General features: G+C 71.6%; 18 protein-coding genes. 1 reads left to right on the forward strand and 17 read right to left on the reverse strand.

Annotated elements, in window-relative coordinates; all coding sequences use genetic code 11:
• Positions 1-28: 28 nt before the first annotated feature.
• The 11 genes from gmk to BJK06_RS00390 all read right to left on the reverse strand — a co-directional run bounded on the left by gmk (position 29) and on the right by BJK06_RS00390 (position 12680).
• Positions 29-943, reverse strand: a complete 915-nt coding sequence (gene gmk, locus BJK06_RS00340) for a guanylate kinase (protein ID WP_070416248.1) — start codon at positions 941-943, stop codon at positions 29-31.
• Complete coding sequence (gene pyrF, locus BJK06_RS00345; RefSeq protein ID WP_083294947.1) at positions 940-1824, reverse strand: orotidine-5'-phosphate decarboxylase; 885 nt, start codon at positions 1822-1824, stop codon at positions 940-942. Before pyrF ends, gmk begins: the two co-directional genes overlap by 4 nt.
• Positions 1821-5099: a carbamoyl-phosphate synthase large subunit gene (gene carB / locus BJK06_RS00350; protein WP_070416249.1), complete on the reverse strand. Its 3279-nt coding sequence runs from the start codon at positions 5097-5099 to the stop codon at positions 1821-1823. Before carB ends, pyrF begins: the two co-directional genes overlap by 4 nt.
• Positions 5099-6298 carry a glutamine-hydrolyzing carbamoyl-phosphate synthase small subunit gene (gene carA / locus BJK06_RS00355; RefSeq protein ID WP_070416250.1) on the reverse strand — a complete coding sequence of 400 codons (1200 nt, stop codon included), beginning with the start codon at positions 6296-6298 and terminating at the stop codon, positions 5099-5101. The genes carB and carA overlap by 1 nt, the downstream gene beginning before the upstream one ends.
• On the reverse strand, positions 6298-6840 hold the full coding sequence (locus tag BJK06_RS00360) for a hypothetical protein (protein ID WP_070416251.1): 543 nt from the start codon (positions 6838-6840) through the stop codon (positions 6298-6300). Before BJK06_RS00360 ends, carA begins: the two co-directional genes overlap by 1 nt.
• A complete protein-coding gene (locus BJK06_RS00365) occupies positions 6837-8195 on the reverse strand; it encodes a dihydroorotase (RefSeq protein ID WP_070416252.1) in 1359 nt (452 codons plus the stop codon). Before BJK06_RS00365 ends, BJK06_RS00360 begins: the two co-directional genes overlap by 4 nt.
• Complete coding sequence (locus tag BJK06_RS00370) at positions 8192-9163, reverse strand: aspartate carbamoyltransferase catalytic subunit (RefSeq protein ID WP_070416253.1); 972 nt, start codon at positions 9161-9163, stop codon at positions 8192-8194. The genes BJK06_RS00365 and BJK06_RS00370 overlap by 4 nt, the downstream gene beginning before the upstream one ends.
• Entirely contained in the window at positions 9160-9804 is a 645-nt protein-coding gene (gene pyrR, locus BJK06_RS00375) for a bifunctional pyr operon transcriptional regulator/uracil phosphoribosyltransferase PyrR (protein WP_070416254.1), read from the reverse strand. Before pyrR ends, BJK06_RS00370 begins: the two co-directional genes overlap by 4 nt.
• A gap of 24 nt (positions 9805-9828) precedes the next feature.
• Positions 9829-10305, reverse strand: a complete 477-nt coding sequence (gene nusB, locus BJK06_RS00380) for a transcription antitermination factor NusB (RefSeq protein ID WP_070416255.1) — start codon at positions 10303-10305, stop codon at positions 9829-9831.
• 11 nt (positions 10306-10316) lie between these two features.
• Positions 10317-10880 (reverse strand): elongation factor P, encoded by a 564-nt coding sequence (gene efp / locus BJK06_RS00385; protein WP_022906721.1) that lies wholly within the window; start codon positions 10878-10880, stop codon positions 10317-10319.
• A 108-nt stretch (positions 10881-10988) separates the two neighbouring features.
• Entirely contained in the window at positions 10989-12680 is a 1692-nt protein-coding gene (locus BJK06_RS00390) for an AarF/ABC1/UbiB kinase family protein (RefSeq protein ID WP_070416256.1), read from the reverse strand.
• Positions 12681-12983: 303 nt separating this feature from the next.
• On the opposite strand from BJK06_RS00390, the gene BJK06_RS00395 reads away from it, so the two are divergent.
• Positions 12984-13163 (forward strand): hypothetical protein, encoded by a 180-nt coding sequence (locus tag BJK06_RS00395; protein ID WP_071296268.1) that lies wholly within the window; start codon positions 12984-12986, stop codon positions 13161-13163.
• 1 nt (position 13164) lies between these two features.
• Here BJK06_RS00395 and aroB read toward each other — a convergent pair whose 3' ends face one another.
• From aroB to alaS, 6 genes are all read right to left on the reverse strand, one after another.
• Positions 13165-14271: a 3-dehydroquinate synthase gene (aroB, locus tag BJK06_RS00400; RefSeq protein WP_070416258.1), complete on the reverse strand. Its 1107-nt coding sequence runs from the start codon at positions 14269-14271 to the stop codon at positions 13165-13167.
• A complete protein-coding gene (locus BJK06_RS00405; RefSeq protein WP_070419061.1) occupies positions 14268-14780 on the reverse strand; it encodes a shikimate kinase in 513 nt (170 codons plus the stop codon). Before BJK06_RS00405 ends, aroB begins: the two co-directional genes overlap by 4 nt.
• Before the next feature lie 71 nt (positions 14781-14851).
• Positions 14852-16072: a chorismate synthase gene (gene aroC, locus BJK06_RS00410; RefSeq protein WP_070419062.1), complete on the reverse strand. Its 1221-nt coding sequence runs from the start codon at positions 16070-16072 to the stop codon at positions 14852-14854.
• Between the two features lie 45 nt (positions 16073-16117).
• A complete protein-coding gene (gene mltG / locus BJK06_RS00415; RefSeq protein ID WP_258027670.1) occupies positions 16118-17764 on the reverse strand; it encodes an endolytic transglycosylase MltG in 1647 nt (548 codons plus the stop codon).
• 100 nt (positions 17765-17864) lie between these two features.
• Complete coding sequence (ruvX, locus tag BJK06_RS00420) at positions 17865-18317, reverse strand: Holliday junction resolvase RuvX (protein WP_156794711.1); 453 nt, start codon at positions 18315-18317, stop codon at positions 17865-17867.
• Entirely contained in the window at positions 18317-20974 is a 2658-nt protein-coding gene (gene alaS, locus BJK06_RS00425) for an alanine--tRNA ligase (RefSeq protein ID WP_070416259.1), read from the reverse strand. The genes ruvX and alaS overlap by 1 nt, the downstream gene beginning before the upstream one ends.
• Positions 20975-21011: the final 37 nt, after the last annotated feature.

Consider the following 21011-nt stretch of genomic DNA (forward strand, 5'->3'; position numbering starts at 1 on the left):
CCAGTCGACGGAACGGGGGGACGCCCGGTCAGGGCGCAGTGAACAAGTCTACGACCTCACGCGCCGCGGTGCCGACATCGGAGTTCACGATGCGCACGTCGAACTCGTCCTGGGCGGCGAGTTCGACCTTGGCGGTGTCGAGCCGGCGTGCCTGTTCCTCGGCCGATTCGGTGCCCCGGCCGATCAGCCGGCGCACGAGTTCCTCCCACGACGGGGGCAGCAGGAAGACGAGCACCGCGTCGGGCATGGCGTCCCGGACCTGGCGTGCGCCCTGCAGGTCGATCTCGAGCATCACCTTGTCGCCGGCGTCGAGCGCGCGGTCGATCGGCGGCCGGGGCGTGCCGTACCGGTACGAGTTGTGGACGGTGGCCCACTCGAGGAGTTCGCGGTCGCGGATCATCCGGTCGAACTCGGCGTCGTCCACGAAGTAGTAGTGCACGCCGTCGACCTCGCCCGGACGCGGCTTGCGGGTGGTCGCCGAGACGCTGAGGTTGACGTCCGGGTACTGCTCGCGGATGTACGCGCTGACCGTGCCCTTGCCGACCGCGGTGGGGCCGGCGAGGACGACGAGCTTCGACGACCCGCGCTTGCGACCGCGGGCTGCGAGCCAGTCGGCGAGCTCCGACCGCTGCCGGGTGCCGAGGCCGCCGAGGCGCTTCGACGGCGCGATCCGCAGCTCGCCCATGATCGACTCCGCCCGTGCCGGCCCGATGCCGGGCAGGCTCGTGAGCAGGTCGCGCACCCGCAGGGACTTCTCGGCCGGTGCGTCGGCGTCCGACCAGGCGGTGCGGGCGACCTCGAGTGCGGAGCGCTCCCCCGACGCGACGGCGGCCTTCACCGCGGCCCGGGCACGGCGGGCGGCCACCGCAGCGGCAGCCGCGGCGACCCGGTCGACCTCGGGTGGGTTCCGGTGTGCGGGCAGGCCGTCGCGGTCCGTCGTCATGCGGCGGCCCCCAGCGCGGCGCGGATCCGGTCCGCACGGTCGGTCACGAGTGCGGCGACGCCGTCGGGACCGTCGGTGAGCAGGCCGCGCGACTCGCTGACGAGCACCTGCTCGGCGCGGGCGCCGTACAGCGCGCGGAGGTCCTCGATGCGGGCGCCCTGGGCACCGAAGCCCGGGGCGAGGATCGGCGCGGTGCCGATGGTGTCCGCGTCGATGCCGAAGTCGTCGAGGTCGAGGGTCGCGCCGAGCACCAGCCCGACGTCGCCGAGGGGCTGGTCGCCGCCTCTCCGGTTGTCGTCTGCCACGTCCAAGACGATACCGGCAGCGACGCTCCGCCCCGAACGAGGTCCCTCGGCGAGCACCGCGGTCTGCAGCACGCGCGCCTCGGGGTTGCTCGTGGCGGCGAGCACGAAGACCCCGGCACCGTTCCGGCGCGCCACGTCGACCGTCCCGGCGAGGGAGCCGTAGCCGAGGTACGGCGACACCGTCATCGCGTCGGCGGCGAACGGACCGTCACGGTCCAGCCACGCGAGCGCGTAGTCGTCCCCCGTCGACCCGATGTCGCCGCGCTTGACGTCGGCGACGACCAGGAGGCCCGCATCGCGTGCCCGACGGATCGTCGCGTCGAGCGCACGGTAGCCCGCCACCCCCGCGGCCTCGAAGAACGCGATCTGCGGCTTCACGACCGCGGCGCGGCCGGCGGCCGCGTCGACCAGGGTCGCGCCGAACGCGGTCAGGCCCTGCTCGTCGCGGCCGAGCCCCCACGCCGCCAGGGTGGCGGCGTGGGGGTCGATGCCGACGCAGAGGGCGGAACGCGACCCGATGGCGGACGCGAGCCGGACGCCGAAGGAGGCCGCGCCTCCCGTGCCCGGGTCGCTCACCAGGTGGCGCGCTCGAGCGCGTAGTCCTGCAGGCTCCGCACGCTGTGCGGCGACCCGATCGTCTCGATCGCCGCGACCGCGGCCCCGAGCTGCGCGATGGTCGTGAACAGCGGCTTGTCGGCCGCGACCGTCGCCGCACGGATCTCGTACCCGTCCGCACGACCGGCGGCACCCGACGGCGTGTTGATGACGATGTCGACCTCGTTCCGGGCCAGCAGGTCGACGACGCTCTCGCCGCCCTCGCTGTACTTGCCGACGAGCGTGACCTCGATGCCGTTGCGGCGCAGGATCTCCGCCGTGCCCTCGGTCGCCGTGATCGTGAAGCCGAGCTGCTGCAGCCGGTGCACCGGGAGCACGATGGCGCGCTTGTCGGTGTCGGCGACGCTCACGAACACGGTGCCGCTCGTCGGCAGACCGCCGTACGCGGCTTCCTGCGACTTGAGGAACGCCCGCGGGAAGTCGCGGTCGATGCCCATGACCTCGCCGGTGGAGCGCATCTCCGGGCTGAGCACCGAGTCGACGACCTGGCCGTCGTGGGTGCGGAACCGGCGGAAGGGCAGCACGGCCTCCTTCACGGCGATCGGGGACTGGATCGGCACGAACGCGCCGTCACGGGCGGGCAGGAGCCCCTCGGCGACGAGCGTGTCGATCGTCGTGCCGGTCATGATCCGCGACGCGGCCTTGGCCAGCGGGATGCCGAGCGCCTTCGAGACGAACGGGACCGTGCGGCTGGCGCGCGGATTCGCCTCGAGGACGTAGAGCACGCCCGCGCCGATGGCGAACTGCACGTTGAGCAGGCCCTGGACGCCGATGCCGCGCGCGATCTTCTCGGTCGCGTCGACGACGCCCTGGATCTCGGCACGGCCGAGGCCGACCGGCGGCAGGGTGCAGGCCGAGTCGCCGGAGTGGATGCCGGCCTCTTCGAGGTGCTCCATGATCCCGCCGATGTAGAGCCGCTCGCCGTCGAAGAGCGCGTCGACGTCGATCTCCACCGCGTCGTCGAGGAAGCGGTCGACCAGCAGCGGGAGCTCCGGGCCGATGATCGCCTGGTCGGCCATCCGGTCGAAGTAGTCCGCGAGCGACGGGGAGTCGTACAGGATCTCCATGCCGCGGCCGCCGAGCACGAAGGACGGGCGGACGAGGACGGGGTAGCCGATCTCCTCGGCCACCGCGGTCGCGCTGGCGAGGTCGTGGGCGGTGCCGTTCCGGGGTGCGAGCAGGCCGGCGGCGTCGAGGATGGCGGAGAACTGGCCGCGTTCCTCGGCGGAGTCGATCGCGCTCGGGCTGGTGCCGAGGATCGGGATGCCCGCCGCCTCGAGCGGCTTCGCGAGCCCGAGGGCCGTCTGGCCGCCGAGCTGCACGACCACGCCGACGAGCTCGCCGGAGGCCGCCTCGGCCTCGATGACCTCGAGGACGTCCTCGGTGGTCAGCGGCTCGAAGTACAGGCGGTCCGAGGTGTCGTAGTCGGTCGAGACCGTCTCCGGGTTGCAGTTGATCATGATCGTCTCGAACCCGGCGGCGCTCAGCGCGAAGGACGCGTGCACGCAGGAGTAGTCGAACTCGACGCCCTGCCCGATGCGGTTCGGACCGGAGCCGAGGATGACGACCTTCTTGCGGTCGCTCGGGGCGACCTCGGTCTCGGCGTCGTACGACGAGTAGTGGTACGGCGTGAGGGCCGGGAACTCCCCGGCGCAGGTGTCGACGGTCTTGAACACCGGGCGGATGCCCTCGGCGTGACGGGCGTCACGGGCCTGCTGCTCGGTGATCCCGCGCAGCGACGCGATCTGCGCGTCGCTGAAGCCGTGCTCCTTCGCCCAGCGGAGGGTGTCGGCGTCGAGGGTCTCGGCGTTCTTGACCTCCAGAGCGACTTCGTTGATCAACACGATCTGGTCGATGAACCACGGGTCGATCTTCGTCGCCTCGAAGACCTCGTCGGCGGTGGCGCCCGCGACGAGCGCCTGCTGCACGGTGACGATGCGACCGTCGGTCGGGATCGCCGACTTCTGCAGCAGCGCGTCCTTGTCGAGCTCGGCCGCCGGGGTGTCCCAATGGAACGACGAGCCGCGCTTCTCGAGCGAGCGGAGCGACTTCTGCAGCGCCGTCGCGTAATTGCGGCCGATCGCCATCGCCTCGCCGACGCTCTTCATCGTCGTGGTGAGCGTGGCGTCCGCCGCGGGGAACTTCTCGAACGCGAACCGCGGTGTCTTCACGACCACGTAGTCGAGCGTCGGCTCGAAGCTGGCCGGGGTGACGCGGGTGATGTCGTTCTCGATCTCGTCGAGGCGGTACCCGATCGCCAGCTTCGCGGCGATCTTCGCGATCGGGAAGCCGGTCGCCTTCGACGCGAGCGCCGAGGAGCGGGAGACGCGCGGGTTCATCTCGATGACGATCACGCGGCCGTTCGACGGGTCGACGGCGAACTGGATGTTGCAGCCGCCGGTGTCGACGCCGACGCGACGGATGATGTCGATGCCGATGTCGCGCATGTTCTGATACTCGCGGTCGGTCAGCGTCAGCGCGGGGGCGACGGTGATCGAGTCGCCGGTGTGGACGCCCACGGGGTCGACGTTCTCGATCGAGCAGATCACGACGGTGTTGTCGTAGTTGTCGCGCATCAGCTCGAGCTCGTACTCCTTCCAGCCGAGGATCGACTCCTCGAGCAGGACCTCGGTCGTCGGGCTGGACTGCAGCCCGTCGCCGACGAAGCGGACGAGCTCTTCCTCGTTGTAGGCGAAGCCGGAGCCGAGGCCGCCCATGGTGAAGGACGGACGGACGACGAGCGGGTAGCCGAGGTCCTGCGCGTACTCCTTCGCCTCTTCCAAGGTGTGCGCGATGTGGCTGCGCGCGACGTCGGCGCCGGACTCGAGGACGAGCTCCTTGAAGAGCTGGCGGTCCTCACCGCGCTGGATGGCATCGACCTTCGCGCCGATGAGCTCCACGCCGTACTTGTCGAGGATGCCCTCGGCGTCGAGCTTGATCGCGGCGTTCAGGGCGGTCTGGCCGCCGAGGGTCGGCAGCACGGCGTCCGGCTGCTCGATCTTGATGATCTCCTCGAGCGAGGCGCTCGTGATCGGCTCGATGTACGTCGCGTCGGCGAAGTCCGGGTCGGTCATGATCGTCGCCGGGTTCGGGTTGACGAGGATCACACGGACGCCCTCGGCACGGAGGACGCGGCACGCCTGGGTGCCGGAGTAGTCGAACTCGGCGGCCTGCCCGATGACGATCGGGCCGGAGCCGATGACGAGGACGGAGTTGATGTCTGCGCGCTTCGGCATCAGTTGGCTTCCTTGGTGATGTCTGCTGCGGGGGTCGTGGCGTCGGCGGTCGCCGCGTCGAGCGGCTCCCCGTCGCGACGCTCGCGCACCAGGTCCGCGAACCGGTCGAAGAGGTACATGGAGTCGTGCGGGCCGGCCGCCGCCTCGGGGTGGTACTGCACGCTGAACGCGGGCACGTCGAGCGCGCGGAGGCCCTCGACCACCTGGTCGTTCAGGGAGTAGTGCGAGACCTCGACGCGACCGAAGCCGGCCGGTGACTCGACGACCTCGCCGAGGGGTGCGTCGACCGCGAAGCCGTGGTTCTGGCTCGTGATCTCGACCTTGCCGGTCACGGTGTCGAGCACCGGCTGGTTGATGCCGCGGTGCCCGAACGGGAGCTTGTACGTGCCGAACCCGAGGGCCCGTCCGAGCAGCTGGTTGCCGAAGCAGATGCCGAAGAACGGGCGCCCGGTCTTCAGGCTGCCCTGGAGCAGCTCGACCTGGGCGTCCGACGCGGCGGGGTCGCCGGGGCCGTTCGAGTAGAAGAGCGCGTCCGGCGCGAGGGCCTCGAGCTCGTCGGCGGTGATGTCCTGCGGCACGACGTGCACCTCGAACCCGCGCTCGGCGAGGTACCGCGTGGTCGAGGCCTTCACACCCAGGTCGAGCACGGCGAGCTTGCCGATCTGCTCGCCGACCGCGGGGACCACGTAGGTCTCGGGCGTCGACACGATCGACGAGAAGCTCGCGCCCGCCATCGTGGCCTGCGCGCGGACCGCGTCGAGCTGCTCCGACTCGGACAGCGCGGCGTCGGCGCCGCTGAACACGCCGCCCTTCATGGCGCCTGCGTCGCGGATCCGGCGGGTGAGCGCCCGGGTGTCGATCCCGGAGATGCCGACGATGCCGTCGCGCACGAGGTGGTCGTCGAGCGAGGCGTTCGCGCGGTGGTTCGACACGACGCGGCTGGGGTCGCGCACGACGTAGCCGGCGACCCAGATGCGACGGGACTCGGGGTCCTCGTCGTTCACACCCGTGTTGCCGATGTGCGGCGCGGTCTGCACCACGATCTGTCCGGCGTAGGAGGGGTCGGTGAGCGTCTCCTGGTACCCGGTCATGCCGGTCGCGAAGACCACCTCGCCGAGCGTGCGCCCGCGGGCGCCGTAGGCCCAGCCGTCGTACCGGGTGCCGTCCTCGAGGACCAGTACGGCCCGTTCGCGTGTCATCAGTTCGTCCCTTCGCCCGCGGTGTGCGGGTGTTCGTGCTTCGTCGACAGTCCCTGCAGGGCGGCAAGTGCTGCGCCGTCGCCCTCCGGGAACCGGAAGTAGGTGTCGAGGTCCGTCGCACCTGCGGCGCCGGTCGCCGTCCATCGCAGACGGACCAGTCCCCCGGGCTCGACCACGCGGTCGATGGCCCACGTGGCGCGGTCGGCGCCGCGGACGGCGGAGGCTTCGATCCAGCGGTCCGGGGTGCCGGCGTGGTGGAGCACCACGCCGGTGTCGTGGACGGTCACGCCGCCGCGGCCCCGGAAGCCGAGTCCGCCAGCGGTGATCCGCTCGAGCGGTTGGTCGGCGCGGGTCGTCGCGACGGTGAAGCCGTCCCAGGACCCGGCCGCCGGTCCGACGTCGGTCGGCACCGGGACGGGAGGCACGGATTCCGCCTGCTTCCTCGCCCGCGTCCGCCAGGTGCGTGCCATGGCGACGAACAGCGCGACGACGAGGGCGAGGATGATGCCCCCTTCGAGCCAGCGCAGCGCGTCACCGCTCATGCCGTCGCCTCCGTCCGCGCGGCGCGCGCGTGCCCGGCGACCGTCTCGGCGTCGACGAGCTCCCCCGCCAGGAGCGTCGGGTACCCGTGGTGGAAGGTCGCGACGACCCGGCCCGGGAGCCGCATGCCGAGGTACGGCGAGTTCTGCGACTGCCCGGCGAGGTCGGCGACGGAGAACTCGCGGACGGCCGCCGGGTCGTACAGGGTGATCTCGGCCGGTGCGCCCTCGGCGATCCGCTGCCCGTGCCCCTCGACCTGGCCGATGCGCGCGGGCGCCTCGGACAGGACGCGCGCGACGTCGGCCCAGTCGAGCCGGCCGTCGTCGACCACGGCGGCCTGCACGACGCTCAGCGCGGACTCGAGGCCGACCATGCCGTTCGCCGCCGCGGGCCACTCGCAGCACTTCGCCTCGGCCGTGTGCGGCGCGTGGTCGGTCGCGACGATGTCGATCGTGCCGTCGGCCAGGGCGGCCCGGAGCGCGTCGACGTCCTCGCGGGAGCGCAGCGGCGGGTTGACCTTGTACCGGGCGTCGTAACCGGGAGCGCCGTCGTGCCCGGCGATGAGGTCCTCGGTCAGCACCAGGTGGTGCGGCGTGACCTCGGCGGTGACGTCGATGCCGCGGGACTTCGCCCAGCGGATCACCTCGACGCTGCCGGCGGTCGAGACGTGGCACACGTGCAGCCGGGCCCCGACGTGGTCGGCGAGCAGGACGTCGCGGGCGATGATCGCCTCTTCCGCGACCGCGGGCCAACCGGCGAGCCCGAGCTCCGACGACAGCCGGCCCTCGTTCATCTGGGCGCCGATGGTCAGCCTCGGCTCCTGCGCGTGCTGCGCGAGCACCCCGCCGAAGCCCTTGATGTACTCGAGCGCCCGGCGCATGAGGAGCGGGTCGGACACGCACGAGCCGTCGTCCGAGAAGACCCGGACCTTCGCCCGGCTCGTCGCCATCGCCCCGATCTCGGACAGGTGGGTGCCCTGGAGTCCCTGGGAGACCGCGCCGATCGGGCGCACCGTGACGTACCCGGCGTCGTCGCCGAGTGCCTGCACCTGCTCGACCACCCCGGCGGTGTCCGCCACCGGCGACGAGTTCGCCATCGCGTTGACGGCGGTGAAGCCGCCCGCGGCCGCGGCACGCGAGCCGGTGAGGACCGTCTCCGACTCCTCGAAGCCGGGCTCGCGCAAGTGGGTGTGGAGGTCCACGAGGCCGGGCAGGGCGATCAGACCGTCCGCGTCGACGACCGTGGCGCCGGCCGCGTCGAGACCGGAGCCGACCGCGGTGATGCGCCGCGCCTCCAGGCGGATGTCGGCACGCGTGCCGTCGACCAGCTGCGCGCCGCGGATGAGGTGGGCGGTCATGCGACGGTCTCCTTCGTTGCTGCGGTCGCTTCGGACCCGGTCAGGGCCAGGTAGAGCACGGCCATCCGGACCGACACGCCGTTCTCGACCTGCTCGACGACCGTCGAGCGGGGGTCGTCGGCGGCGACGCCGGCGATCTCGAGCCCGCGGTTCATCGGGCCCGGGTGCATGATCAGCGTGCGCTCGTCGAGCCGGGCGAACCGGCTCGCCGTGAGGCCCCAGTGCCGGGTGTACTCGCGCGGGTTCGGGAAGAACGCGTCGTTCATCCGTTCCTGCTGGATGCGCAGGGTCATCACGACGTCCGGGTCTTCGGCGAGGGCGACGTCGAGGTCGTGGTGCACCGCGGCGCCGAACGGCGTGCTCGCGACCGGGAGCAGGGTCGGCGGCGCGGCGAACGTGACGCTCGCGCCGAGGGTCTGCAGGAGCCAGGCGTTGCTCCGGGCGACCCGGCTGTGCAGCACGTCGCCGACGATGAGGACCCGGACACCGTCGAGGCCCTGGCCTCGACTGCCGGCACCGTGCAGGCGCCGGCGCATCGTGAACGCGTCGAGCAGGGCCTGCGTGGGGTGCTCGTGCGTGCCGTCGCCGGCGTTGACGACCGGGACGTCGATCCAGTCGGCGTCGGCGAGGACCCGCGGCGCACCGGACGCGCCGTGGCGCATCACGATGCCGTCGATGCCCATCGCGCCGAGGGTCTGCACGGTGTCCTTGAGGGACTCGCCCTTGGAGACGCTCGAGCCCTTCGCCGCGAAGTTGAGGACGTCGGCGGAGAGGCGCTTGGCGGCCGCCTCGAACGAGATCCGGGTGCGCGTGGAGTCCTCGAAGAAGAGGTTCACGACGGTCTTGCCGCGCAGCGCGGGGAGCTTGCGGACCTCGCGCGTGTTGACCTCGGCCATCTCCTCGGCGACGTCGAGGATGTGGATCGCCTCGGCGCGGGAGAGGTCGGCGGTGGAGAGGAGGTGCTTCACGCTGCACCCCCGTCGCCCTGCTCGATGACGACCTCGTCGGTGCCGTCGGTCTCGGTCAGCCGGAGCGTCACCCGCTCGTCGGAGGCCGTCGGCAGGTTCTTGCCGACGTGGTCCGCGCGGATCGGGAGCTCGCGGTGGCCCCGGTCGACGAGCACGGCGAGCCGGACCGCCCGCGGGCGACCGATGCCCTGGAGCGCGTCGAGTGCCGCCCGGACCGTGCGACCGGAGTACAGGACGTCGTCGACGAGGACCACGACCTTGCCGTCGATGCCGCTCGCCGGGATGGTCGTCCGGTGCGGCGCGCGGCCGATGCCGTGGCCGAGGTCGTCGCGGTGCATCGTGACGTCGAGCGTGCCGACGCGGTGCGACCTTCCGGCGTCCGCGCCGGTCGCTGCCGGTTCGCTCGTCCGCTCGGGCTCGATGTCCGCCCACTCGGGCTCGATGTCCGCCAGGATGCGGTCGAGCCGCTCGGCCAGGACGGCACCCCGTGTCGGGATGCCCAGGAGCACGAGGTCCGAGGCACCGTGGTTGGCCTCGAGGATCTCGTGCGCGATGCGTGTCAGAGCACGCGTGATGTCGGAGTGCTGCAGGACCGTCTTGGTGCCCACGCCGACCTCCTTCCCCGCCTCACCGGACGGCATTAAAGGATGCTGACGTGGTCAACCCTACCGGGACTCCTGGTCCTCTGCGACCGTCCGACCGGACGGTGCACCGCTCGACTTCTCGCCCGGCGCGCGGCCGCCGGCGACGGCCCCGAGCACACCGTTGACGAACCCGGCGGACTCCTCCGTCGAGAGCGACTGGGCCAGCTCGACCGCCTCGGCGATCGCGACCGCGTCGGGGACCTCGGGGTTGAACCGGAGCTCCCAGACGCCCATGCGCAGGATGCAGCGGTCGAGCACCGGCATGCGGGCGATCGACCAGCCCTGGGCGTGCTCGACGATCACGGCGTCGATCTCGTGGCGGGCCTCGTCGACACCCGTGACGATCTGGCGGGCGTAGTCCCAGCTGGAGGCACGCTCCGGCTGGTCGAGGTGCCGGACGGTCTCGGTCGCGAGGACGTCCGCGATCGGGAGCTCACGCACCTCGGCCACGTACAGCATGTCGAGGGCGCGCTTGCGGGCCTTCGAACGAGCACTCATACGGGCGTCGCCTAGGAGTTGACGCGGCCGAGGAAGCTGCCGTCGCGCGTGTCGATCTTCACCGTGGTGCCGCTCTCGAGGTAGAGCGGGACCTGGATGCGGTGGCCGGTCGCGATGATCGTCGCGTCCTTCGTGCCACCGGACGAGCGGTCGCCCTGCAGGCCGGGCTCGGTCTCGACCTCGGTCACGATCGACGTCGGGAGCTCGACGTAGAGCGGGTTGCCCTCGTTCATCGCGATGGTGACCATCGCGGACTCGAGCAGGTAGTTCTTCGCGTCGCCGACGACCGTCGCCGAGACCGGGATCTGGTCGTAGGTGTCGGTGTCCATGAACACGTAGGAGTCGCCGTCCTCGTAGAGGAACTGGTAGTCACGGCGGTCGACCGTCGCGGTGTCGATCTTCGCGCCCGCGTTGAAGGTGCGGTCGACGACCTTGCCCGACACGACGTTCTTCAGCTTGGTGCGGACGAACGCGCCGCCCTTGCCTGGCTTGACGTGCTGGAACTCGACGACCGACCAGAGCTGCCCGTCGATGATGAGAACGGCGCCGTTCTTGATGTCAGTGGTACTGGCCATGAGTCTTCGATGTCCCGTTCGATCGTGTTGTGAAGGTCTGCGGACCGCGCTGGGTCCCGGACGAGTGTAGCGGACGGGTCGTGGCGTCCCCGCGCACTGCTTGTGCGGTCACTCTCGTCGTCGCGCGCGGATCGCGTCGACCGCTGCCCAGGCGAGCAGCGCCACCGCCGCTCCCCCGAGCAACGCTCCGGCCACCCCGGTCGAGATGACCGCCGTCGGCCGGGCCGGCAGCGCGAGGTACACGATCGACAGGATGCCGGCCCCGGCGCCGAGCAGCACGAGCAGCACCCGCCGGACCACCCCGTTCAGCGTCCGTCGGTCCCGCCGGTCCGCGAACAGCCGGATGTTGACCGACAGCTTGCCGGTCTCGATCGCCTCGCCGATGCGGTCCACCCGGCGCGGCAGCCGGCGTGCGGCCGTCACCGCGCCGAACAGCTCGCGCACCGCCACGTCCCGGAGCTTGCCCGGTCGCAGCTGGTCGCGGATCTGCTCCGAGGCGAGTCCTCGTGACTCCTCGAGCAGGTCGAACGAGGGGGCGAGCGTGCGCAGCGTCCCCTCGAAGATCGCCAGGGCGCGCGCGGCGGCGACGAAGTCCGGCGGCGCCTTCAGCCGGTACCGCCCGAACACCGCGACGGCGTCGTCCACCGTCTCGACGCCGATCCGGGCACCCGGACCGAGCTCGTCCGCGACGAAGCGCGCGATGTCCCGGCGGAGGTCGGGTTCGTCCTGGGCGTCCCGGACCGGTGCCATCCGGAGCACCGCGTCGGCGATCCGCGAGGTGTCGTCCTGGATGTACGCGGCGAGCAGCTCCTGCACGATGTCCCGGAGGCCGGGGTCGAGCCTGCCCACCGAGCCGAAGTCGATGAGCGCCGGCCGGCCGTCCGGCAGCAGCAGGACGTTCCCGGGGTGGAGGTCACCGTGGTACACCCCGTCGAAGACGACCTGCCGGAGGAACGCCCGGAGGATCGACCGCATCGGCTGGTCGAGGTCGCGGTCGCTGCGCTCGGCCCGGATCGCGCTGAGGGTGTCCCCCTCGAGGAACTCCATCACGAGCACGCGCCGACCGGAGAGCTCCGGGTACGGGTCCGGGAAGCGCACCTCGTCGGGGCGTGCGCTCCGGCGCTGCGCAGCCCGCAGTGCCTCGAGGTTCCGGAGCTCCGAGCTGAAGTCGACCTGCCGCACGAGGTCGTCGGCGTACTGCTGGGCCACGTCCTGCACGCCGACCTGACGGGCCTCGACGGACCAGCGCGCCATGAACCGCACGACGCGGAGGGCGATGTCGACGTCGCGCCGCACGGCCTGGTCGATGCCGGGCCGCTGCACCTTGACGGCGACGCTCGTGCCGTCGGCGAGGCGGGCTCGGTGGACCTGTGCGATCGACGCCGCGGCCACCGGGACCGGGTCGAAGGCCGCGAAGACCTCGTCCACGGGCGCGCCGAGTTCGCGTTCGAGCAGCGCTGCGACCTCGTCCGCGGGTGCCGGGGACACGTTCCGCTGCAGGTGCGCGAGCCCCTCGGTCCACTCCTCGGGGAGCAGGTCGTCGCGGGTGGAGAGGAGCTGGCCCATCTTCACGAACCCGCCGCCGGCCTCCTCGAGTGCACGGCGCAGGTGCTCGGCCTGGCTGCGGCGGAGGTCCGAGTTCGCCGGGTCGTGCGAGAAGTCCAGGCGCCGGAACGGGACGAGGCCGTGCCGGCGTGCGATCGACAGCAGCTCGGTGAACCGGCGGGCACGGGACCGGACGGACCCGGGGTCGGTCGCGTCCGGTGTGGACAGGTCGCTCAGGCGTGGCGGGGTGGGCACGGTTCCAGTCTGCTCCCCCGCCCTGCGTGGTCGGTTCCTCCACAGCCTGGAGGCGCGGCTCGGCGTCCCCAGGTCGGCCGACGCCCGCCCTGCGGCCGCCTGCACTGCGTCAGGCTGGGATCGATTCACCTGGTCCGTTTCGCAGCACCAGAGTGATCAGACATACGACATTTCGACAACTGTGCTCCGGGGACTCGCCGACGTATCGTGGTGGTCCAAGGCGGACCGGCGGCTCGCAGACCGCGCGTTGCGCCGCCAAGTCCCTCGGAGCAGGCCGACCGTCGACACGAAGGAGCCGGAGTGATGCCGATCTTCAGACGCCTCCCGGATGCGCTCGATCCCGACCGCGACGACGACGCATACTGGGCATGGGAGAACGGAGCGACCATCGCCGAGTTCCACGAATGGAAGCGGACGGATGTCCTCACCGTCTCGATGCGGGTGAAGTGGTGGTGGCGACGGACCCGCCGCGTCCTCCGCTGAGCTAGACCCCGACCTCCTGGTAGGCGGTGAAGAGCAGGTGGTCCTCGGGTCCCTCGAGCGTGACCGGCTTGCCGACACCGTCGAGGATGATGAACCGGAGCATGCCGGCGCGGGCCTTCTTGTCACGACGCATCGTGGCGAGGAGACCCTCCCAGCGGCCGACGCCGTAGGTCGTGGGCAGCTCGAGCGACTCGAGGATCGCGCGGTGCCGGTCCACCGTGGCGTCGTCGAGGTGTCCGGTGAGGCGCGCGAGCTCGGCGGCGAAGACCATGCCGACCGCGACGGCCGCTCCGTGTCGCCACTGGTACCGCTCGGCGTGCTCGATGGCGTGCCCGAGGGTGTGCCCGTAGTTCAGGATCTCGCGGCGGCCCTGCTCGGTGAAGTCGTCCGAGACGACCTGCGCCTTGAGTTCGATCGCGAGCTCGACGACGCGGCGGAACTCCGGCGTCGTCGGGTCGGTGACGCGGTCGACGTCGGCCTCGATGATGTCGAGGATCTCCGGGACGGCGATGAAGCCGGCCTTCACGATCTCGGCGAAGCCCGTGAGGATCTCGTTGCGGGGCAGCGTGGCGACGAGGTCGATGTCGGCGACGACCGCGCGGGGCGGGGAGAAGGCGCCGACGAGGTTCTTGCCCTCGTTGGTGTTGATGCCGGTCTTGCCGCCGACGCTCGCGTCCACCATGCCGAGGACGCTCGTGGGGATCGCGACGTACGGCACCCCGCGCAGCCAGGTCGCCGCGACGAACCCGGCGAGGTCGGTCACGGCACCGCCGCCGAGGCCGATGACGGCGTCGGTGCGGGTGAAGTCGGACTGCCCCATGATCTGCCAGCAGAACGCGGCGACCTCGACGCGCTTGGCGCCCTCGGCGTCCGGGACCTCGGCGATGAGGGCCTCGAGGCCGGCGTCGACGAGCAGGTCGCGCAGCGCGTTCGCCCGGGCGCCGAGCGTCGGGGCGTGCACGATCAGGACCTTGGCGACACGGGGGCCGAGGAGCGCCGGCACCGAGCCGAGCAGGCCGTTGCCGACGGCCACGACGTAGCCGTCCGCGCCGCCGACGCGGATCTCGGTGGTGCCCTCGGGGAGGACGGACTGGGTCGGGTCGGTCACACTGTTCCTTCGCTCGTGGGTGCACCGGTGCGGACCGGAGGGGTTCCGTCGCGCAGCCACGCGACGACGTCGTCGACGACGCGCGACATCGGCCGGCGCGAGGTGTCGAACACCGCGTGCGCGAGCTCGGCGTACGTCGCCGCTCGCGCGTCCATGATCGTCTGCCACGCGTCGATGCCGCCGTTCGCCAGGAGCGGGCGGTCGCTGCCGGCGATCCGGTCGGCGACGGCCTCGGGCGAGACGGTCAGCAGGACGATGCGCGCTCCGGCCATGGCCTCGCGCGTGGCGACGTGGGTGACGGCCCCGCCACCGACGGCGATGACGCCCCCGGTCGACAGCGCTGCCCGGACGGCTGCCGCCTCGAGTGCACGGAAGGCGGCCTCGCCACGGTCCGCGAATATCCCGGGGATCGGACCGTGCTCGCGGACGATCACCCGGTCGGTGTCGGTGAACGGGACGCCCAGCGCCTTCGCCACGCGCTTGCCGACGCTGGACTTGCCGGCGCCCATCGGCCCGATGATGACGACCGGGGCTGCGGGACCGGCCGACGGCGACGCCGCCGTCGGCTCGGGTGCGTGCGTCACCAGGCCGTGGAGTGCTCGGCGGCCTCGGTGCTGCGGGTGCGCAGCGTCTCCGGGATCGACGCGAGGTACGCGTCGAGGTTCCGCTTCGTCTCGACGACGTTGTCGCCACCGAACTTCTCGAGCACGGCGTCGGCGAGGACGAGCGCGACCATGGCCTCGGCCACGACACCGGCAGCCGGCACGGCACAGACGTCGGAGCGCTGGTGGTGCGCCGAGGCGTCCTCACCCGTGGCGACGTCGATGGTGTGCAGCGCGTGCGGGACGGTCGCGATCGGCTTCATGCCGGCGCGGACGCGCAGCACGGTGCCCGTGGACATGCCACCCTCGGTGCCGCCGGCGCGGTCGGACGTGCGGTAGATCTCGCCGTCTTCGCGGAAGAGCTCGTCGTGCGCCTCGGATCCGCGGCGGGCAGCGGTCGCGAAGCCGTCGCCGACCTCGACGCCCTTGATCGCCTGGATGCCCATGATCGCCGCGGCGAGACGGGCGTCGAGCCGGCGGTCCCACTGCACGTGCGATCCGAGTCCGGGCGGGACGCCGTAGAACAGCACCTCGACGACGCCGCCGAGGGTGTCGCCGTCCTTCTTCGCGGCTTCGACCTCGGTCACCATGCGGGCGGAGGTCTCGGCGTCGAAGCACCGCAGCTGGTCGTCGTCGAGGCGGTCGACGTCGTCCGGCAGGGGCAGCGCGGTGCCGTCCGGGACCCGGACCGTGCCGACCTGCAGCGTGTGCGCGACCGATCGGATGCCGAGCTCGGCCAGGAAGGACTTCGCGACGGCGCCGAGCGCGACCCGGGCCGCGGTCTCGCGAGCGCTCGCGCGTTCGAGGATCGGGCGGGCCTCGTCGAAGCCGTACTTCTGCATGCCGACGAGGTCGGCGTGGCCGGGACGCGGGCGGGTGAGCGGGGCGCTCCGACCACGGGAGAGGTCGGTCTGCTCGACGGGCTCGGGGTTCATGACCTCGACCCACTTCGGCCACTCGGTGTTGCCGATGCGGATCGCGATCGGGCTGCCGAGGGAGTAGCCGTGCCGGACGCCGCCGGAGACGTGCAGTTCGTCCTGCTCGAACTTCATGCGGGAGCCGCGGCCGTAGCCGAGCTTGCGTCGCGCGAGATCGGTACGGATGGACTCGAACGACACCGGGACACCCGCGGGCAGGCCCTCGAGCATCGCGATCAGTTCGGGTCCGTGGGACTCACCAGCAGTCAACCAACGAAGCATGGTGTCCATCTTCCCACAGCCCGGGCCCCGTGCGACGCCGCTCGACTACTGGTAGTCGGGGTGCGCCCGGAGCCACGCCTGGAACTGGTCGACGGCGACGAGGTGCTGCGCGTACGTGTCGGAGAACACCGTCTCGCCGGTCTCGAGGTTCACCGTCACGAAGTACAGCCACTTCCCCTGCGCCATGTTCGTGACGGCCTTGATCGCGATGTCGCCGGGGTTCGAGATCGGTGCCGGCGGCAGGCCGTCGTGCACGTAGGTGTTGTACTTGTTCGACGCGTCCTTGCGCTCGGCGTCGGTCGTCGTCACCCGGTGGGTGTTGCCGGTGCCGTAGGCGACCGTCGCGTCGGACTGCAGCGGCATGTCGATGTCGAGCCGGTTCTGGAACACCCGCGCGACCTTCGGGTAGTCGGCGGCGAGGCCGGCCTCCTTCTGCACGAGCGAGGCGAAGACGATCACGCGCTCCTGGTCGGCCTCGGCCACACCTGCCGCCGAGAGGTGCTCCTTCATCGTGTCGACCATCGACTTGAAGTACTCCGTCGCGCTCCACCCCGGGTTGATCGGGTAGGTCGCCGGGAACAGCCAGCCCTCGAGCGTGGTCGTGTTCGCCGGCAGGTCGTACGCGGAGAGGTCCTTCGCCGCGGCGGAGACCTCGGCGGCGGAGAGTCCCGCCTTCGAGACCATGCCGGCCTCGATGTCCTTGAGCGCCGTGCCCTCGGGGATCACGATGGAGGCCTGGACGCGGTTGTCCTTGTCCTGCAGCGCCGCGAGGGCCGCCTTCGAGCTCATCTTCTTCTTGAGCGCGTACGACCCCGGCTGGAACTGGACGTCCGGCGAGGCGAGCAGGAGCTTGTAGAAGACCTTCGAGTCCTTCACGACACCGCTGCGCTGCAGGGTCGCGGCGACGTTCTCGCCGATGTCGCCCTGCTTGATGGTGATCGTCACCTTGCTGGTGCCGTCGCCGGAGTAGTCGTCGGGCTCCTGCGAACCGCTGATGGCGGCGACGAGCTGCTGGACCTTGGGGGCCGCGAAGGAGTACGCGGACACCCCGACCGCGAGGACCACCGCGACGATGACGATGCCCGCGATGAGCGGGCCGCGACGACGCTTCGGACGCGGCTCACGCGGGCCGCGTGGCGACCTGGAGGCGCCCCCACGTCCACCGCGACCGCCGCGTCCACCGTCTCCCGCGCCTCCGGGGCCGTTGCCGGGCTTGTCGGGACCACCTGCGCCGGCACCCGCGCCGGCGGCCGTGGCCGCGCCGGCGTCACCGCCGCGTGCCGCGGCACGCGCGTCGTCGTCGACGTGGAGTTCGCCGGTGAGGAGCGCGTGCACGTCCGGGTGCAGCTCGTCGGGTGACGACGCCACCGGGGCGTCCGCCGCGGCGGCGCGACGGTCGTCGTCGGCTCGGCCGGGGTCGGGACGGTCGGTGCTCGACCCGGCCGCGTCGGTGGTGGCCGGGCTCGCGTCCGCGGGGCCCGCTTCGGAGCGTGCCCGCGCGGCTTCGGCGGCGCGTGCTTCGCGGCGGGACATGGGTCGACCGGTCGCGTCCGGGGCACCGTTCCGCGCACCGGTGGTCTCGCCCGCGTCACCGCGTGCGTCGGGGGTCTCCGCACGGTCGGAAGTCGTCTTCCGCCGCTCGGCGTCGTTGCCGGGCGCGATGATCGCGTTCCAGTCCAGGTCGTCTGCCAACGGTCCTCGGGTCTCTCGGTCGGGAACTCCGCCTGGGCTCGGGGTGCTGGGCGACGGTGTGGCAGCCGCGTTCAGGCGAGCACTGCGGTGGTCCGCAGCTTCAGGGGAGCGTGGCCCCGGGTGGGGCACTGGCCGCACGCTCGTGGTCGAGCGCGTGTTGCAGAATGATAACAGCGGCCGCTTGGTCGATCACGGCGCGGGACTTCTTCGTGTTCTTGCCGGCCTGGTGCAGGCCGCGCTGGGCCGTCACGGTCGAGAGTCGTTCGTCGACCAGACGCACCGGACGTTGTTCCGCCAGGCGCCCGGCGAACTCCCGGGCGTCCGCCGTGGACGGGGTGTCCCCGCCCGACATCGAGAGCGGCAGCCCGACGACGATCTCGAGGACGTCGTACTCCTCCGCGATCTCGAGGATCCGCCGGACGTCCGTGGCGTCGTGCCGGGCGACGGTCTCGACGGGCGTCGCGAGGAGCCCGTCACGGTCGCACACGGCGACCCCGATCCGGGCGCGGCCGACGTCGACGCCGAGCCGGCGCCCGGAACGGATCGCCACGATCAGGCCGCGAGCCGGTCGGTGACCGCGCGGAGGGCCGCCGGGAGCGCGGACGCGTCGGTGCCACCGCCCTGCGCGAGGTCCGGCTTGCCGCCGCCACCACCACCGAGGACGCCGGCGGCCTCCTTCGCGAGCGGTCCCGCCTGTACACCGGCGGCGCGGGCGGCGTCGTTCGTCGCGACGATGACCACCGGCTTGTCGTTGATGACCGCGCCGAGCACCACGACGGCGGCACCGTCGCCGAGCTGGCTGCGGACACCGGTCGCGAGCGCGCGGAGGTCGTCACCGGACTGGAGTCCCTGGACGGACTCGGCCACGACGGTCGTCGCACCCACCGTCGTCGCCTGGCGTGCGATCGCCGGGACGCGCTGCTGGAGGTTGGCGGACTCGAACTCGGCGACGCGCTTCTGCGCCGTCCGCAGGTCCTCCATCAGGGACTGCACGCGGGTCGGCAGGTCCTCTCGGGGGGCCTTGAGTGCGCTCGACAGCTGGGACACGATGGTGCGCTCGACGGCGAGGTCGCGGAAGCCCTCGAGCCCGACGAGCGCCTCGACGCGGCGGTTGGTCGAACCGACGCTCGACTCCCCCACGAGGTTGACGAGCCCGACCTGGGCGCTGGACGCCACGTGCGTGCCACCGCAGAGCTCACGGGACCACGGGCCGCCGATGTCGACCATGCGGACCTCGGAGCCGTACTTCTCGCCGAACAGCGCCTGCGCGCCGAGCGACTTGGCCTCGTCGAGCGGGAGCACGCGCGTCGAGACCTCGAGGTCGGAGCGGATCGCGTTGTTCACGACCTCCTCGATCTCGGAACGGGTCTCGAGCGAGACCGGCTGCGACCACGAGAAGTCGAGCCGCATGTAGCCCGACTTGTTGTACGAACCGGCCTGGAGTGCCTCCGGGCCGAGGATGTCGCGCAGTGCGGCGTTCACGAGGTGCGTCGCGGAGTGCGCCTGGGTCGCACCGCGGCGGTACTCGGCGTCGACCACGGTCGTCGCCGGCGCACCGACACCGACCTCGCCCGAGCGCACCTGGACCGTGTGGCTCCACAGACCGGCGACGGGACGCTGGACGTCGAGCACCTCGAGGTCGAAGCCGTTGCCGACGATCGAGCCCTGGTCGGCGTCCTGACCACCGGACTCGGCGTAGAGGGAGGTCTCGCCGAGGATGACCTCGGCGATGTCGCCCGCGACCGCACGGTCGACGCTCACGCCGTCCACGATGATGCCGAGGATGTTCGTCTCGGCCTCGAGCGCGTCGTAGCCGAGGAAGACGGTCTCGCCCTTCGCCCGGAACGCGCTGTAGACGCTGAGGTCGGCGAGTGCGGTCTTCTTGCTCTTGGCGTCCGCCTTCGCCCGCGCCCGCTGCTCGGACATCAGGGTCTCGAACGCGGACCGGTCGACCTGGACGCCGGCTTCCTCAGCCATCTCCATCGTGAGGTCGATCGGGAAGCCGAAGGTGTCGTGCAGGAGGAACGCCGTGTCCCCGCCGATCGAGGGCGCGCCGTCCTGCTTCGCGCGCTCGACCGCGACGTCGAGGATCGTCGTGCCCTGCGCGAGCGTGCGGAGGAAGGTCTCCTCTTCCGCGTAGGCGATGCGCGCGATGCGGTCGTAGTCGCTGCCGACCTCGGGGTAGGCGTCGCGCATGGCGTCGCGGGACGCGGGGAAGAGCCGGGGGAAGGTCGCACCCTCGACGCCGAGCAGGCGCATCGCGCGCACGGTGCGGCGGAGCAGGCGGCGGAGGATGTAGCCGCGGCCCTCGTTCGACGGGGAGACGCCGTCGGCGATGAGCATGAGCGCCGACCGGACGTGGTCCGCGATGACGCGCATGCGGACGTCGTCCTCGTGCACGGCGCCGTACCGACGACCGGAGATCGCCGCCGCCTCGTCGAGGACCGGGCGCACCTGGTCGATCTCGTACATGTTGTCGACGCCCTGCTTGATGAAGGCGACGCGCTCGAGCCCCATGCCGGTGTCGATGTTCTTGTTCGGCAGCTCGCCCGTGATCTCGAAGTCGTACTTCGAACGGACGTCGGCGATCTGGTACTGCATGAACACGAGGTTCCAGATCTCGACGTAGCGGTCGTCGTCGGTCGCCGGACCGCCGTCGATGCCGTACTCCGGACCGCGGTCGAAGAAGATCTCGGAGCAGGGGCCCGCCGGCCCGGGCTGCCCGGTCGACCAGTAGTTCGTGTCCTTGCCGAGCCGCTGGATCCGCTCGTCGGGGAGCGAGGAGTGCTGCTTCCAGAAGGCGATCGCCTCGTCGTCGTCCTCGTACACGGTGACCCAGAGGTCGTCGGGCGAGAAGCCGAGCCCACCGTCCGGCTCGGGCGTCGTCAGGAACTGCCAGGCGTACTCGATCGCCTGCTCCTTGAAGTAGTCGCCGAACGAGAAGTTGCCGTTCATCTGGAAGAACGTGCCGTGCCGCGGGGTCTTGCCGACCTCTTCGATGTCGTTCGTGCGGATGCACTTCTGGACACTCGTGGCGCGGGGGTACGGAGCGGGGACGAGCCCGGTCAGGTACGGGATGAACGGCACCATGCCGGCGACCGTGAACAGGAGCGAGGGGTCGTCCGAGACGAGCGAGGCGGACGGGACGACGGTGTGGCCGCGGTCACCGAAGAACTGGAGCCAACGGCGGCGGATCTCTGCGGTCTGCATGGTGCTTCCTGGTTTCAGGTCGTGTGCGTGGGAGGGG

Origin of the sequence: Curtobacterium sp. BH-2-1-1 (assembly GCF_001806325.1) — a bacterium.
Lineage (GTDB): Bacteria > Actinomycetota > Actinomycetes > Actinomycetales > Microbacteriaceae > Curtobacterium.

Excerpts from the sequence above, each read along its gene's own strand:
- gmk (WP_070416248.1), bottom strand. The coding sequence starts at position 943 with ATGACGACGGACCGCGACGGCCTGCCCGCACACCGGAACCCACCCGAG.
- carB (WP_070416249.1), bottom strand. The coding sequence starts at position 5,099 with ATGCCGAAGCGCGCAGACATCAACTCCGTCCTCGTCATCGGCTCCGGC.
- carA (WP_070416250.1), bottom strand. The coding sequence starts at position 6,298 with ATGACACGCGAACGGGCCGTACTGGTCCTCGAGGACGGCACCCGGTAC.
- BJK06_RS00360 (WP_070416251.1), bottom strand. The coding sequence starts at position 6,840 with ATGAGCGGTGACGCGCTGCGCTGGCTCGAAGGGGGCATCATCCTCGCC.
- BJK06_RS00365 (WP_070416252.1), bottom strand. The coding sequence starts at position 8,195 with ATGACCGCCCACCTCATCCGCGGCGCGCAGCTGGTCGACGGCACGCGT.
- pyrR (WP_070416254.1), bottom strand. The coding sequence starts at position 9,804 with ATGCCGTCCGGTGAGGCGGGGAAGGAGGTCGGCGTGGGCACCAAGACG.
- nusB (WP_070416255.1), bottom strand. The coding sequence starts at position 10,305 with ATGAGTGCTCGTTCGAAGGCCCGCAAGCGCGCCCTCGACATGCTGTAC.
- efp (WP_022906721.1), bottom strand. The coding sequence starts at position 10,880 with ATGGCCAGTACCACTGACATCAAGAACGGCGCCGTTCTCATCATCGAC.
- BJK06_RS00395 (WP_071296268.1), top strand. The coding sequence starts at position 12,984 with ATGCCGATCTTCAGACGCCTCCCGGATGCGCTCGATCCCGACCGCGAC.
- BJK06_RS00405 (WP_070419061.1), bottom strand. The coding sequence starts at position 14,780 with ATGGGCGCCGGCAAGTCCAGCGTCGGCAAGCGCGTGGCGAAGGCGCTG.
- aroC (WP_070419062.1), bottom strand. The coding sequence starts at position 16,072 with ATGCTTCGTTGGTTGACTGCTGGTGAGTCCCACGGACCCGAACTGATC.
- alaS (WP_070416259.1), bottom strand. The coding sequence starts at position 20,974 with ATGCAGACCGCAGAGATCCGCCGCCGTTGGCTCCAGTTCTTCGGTGAC.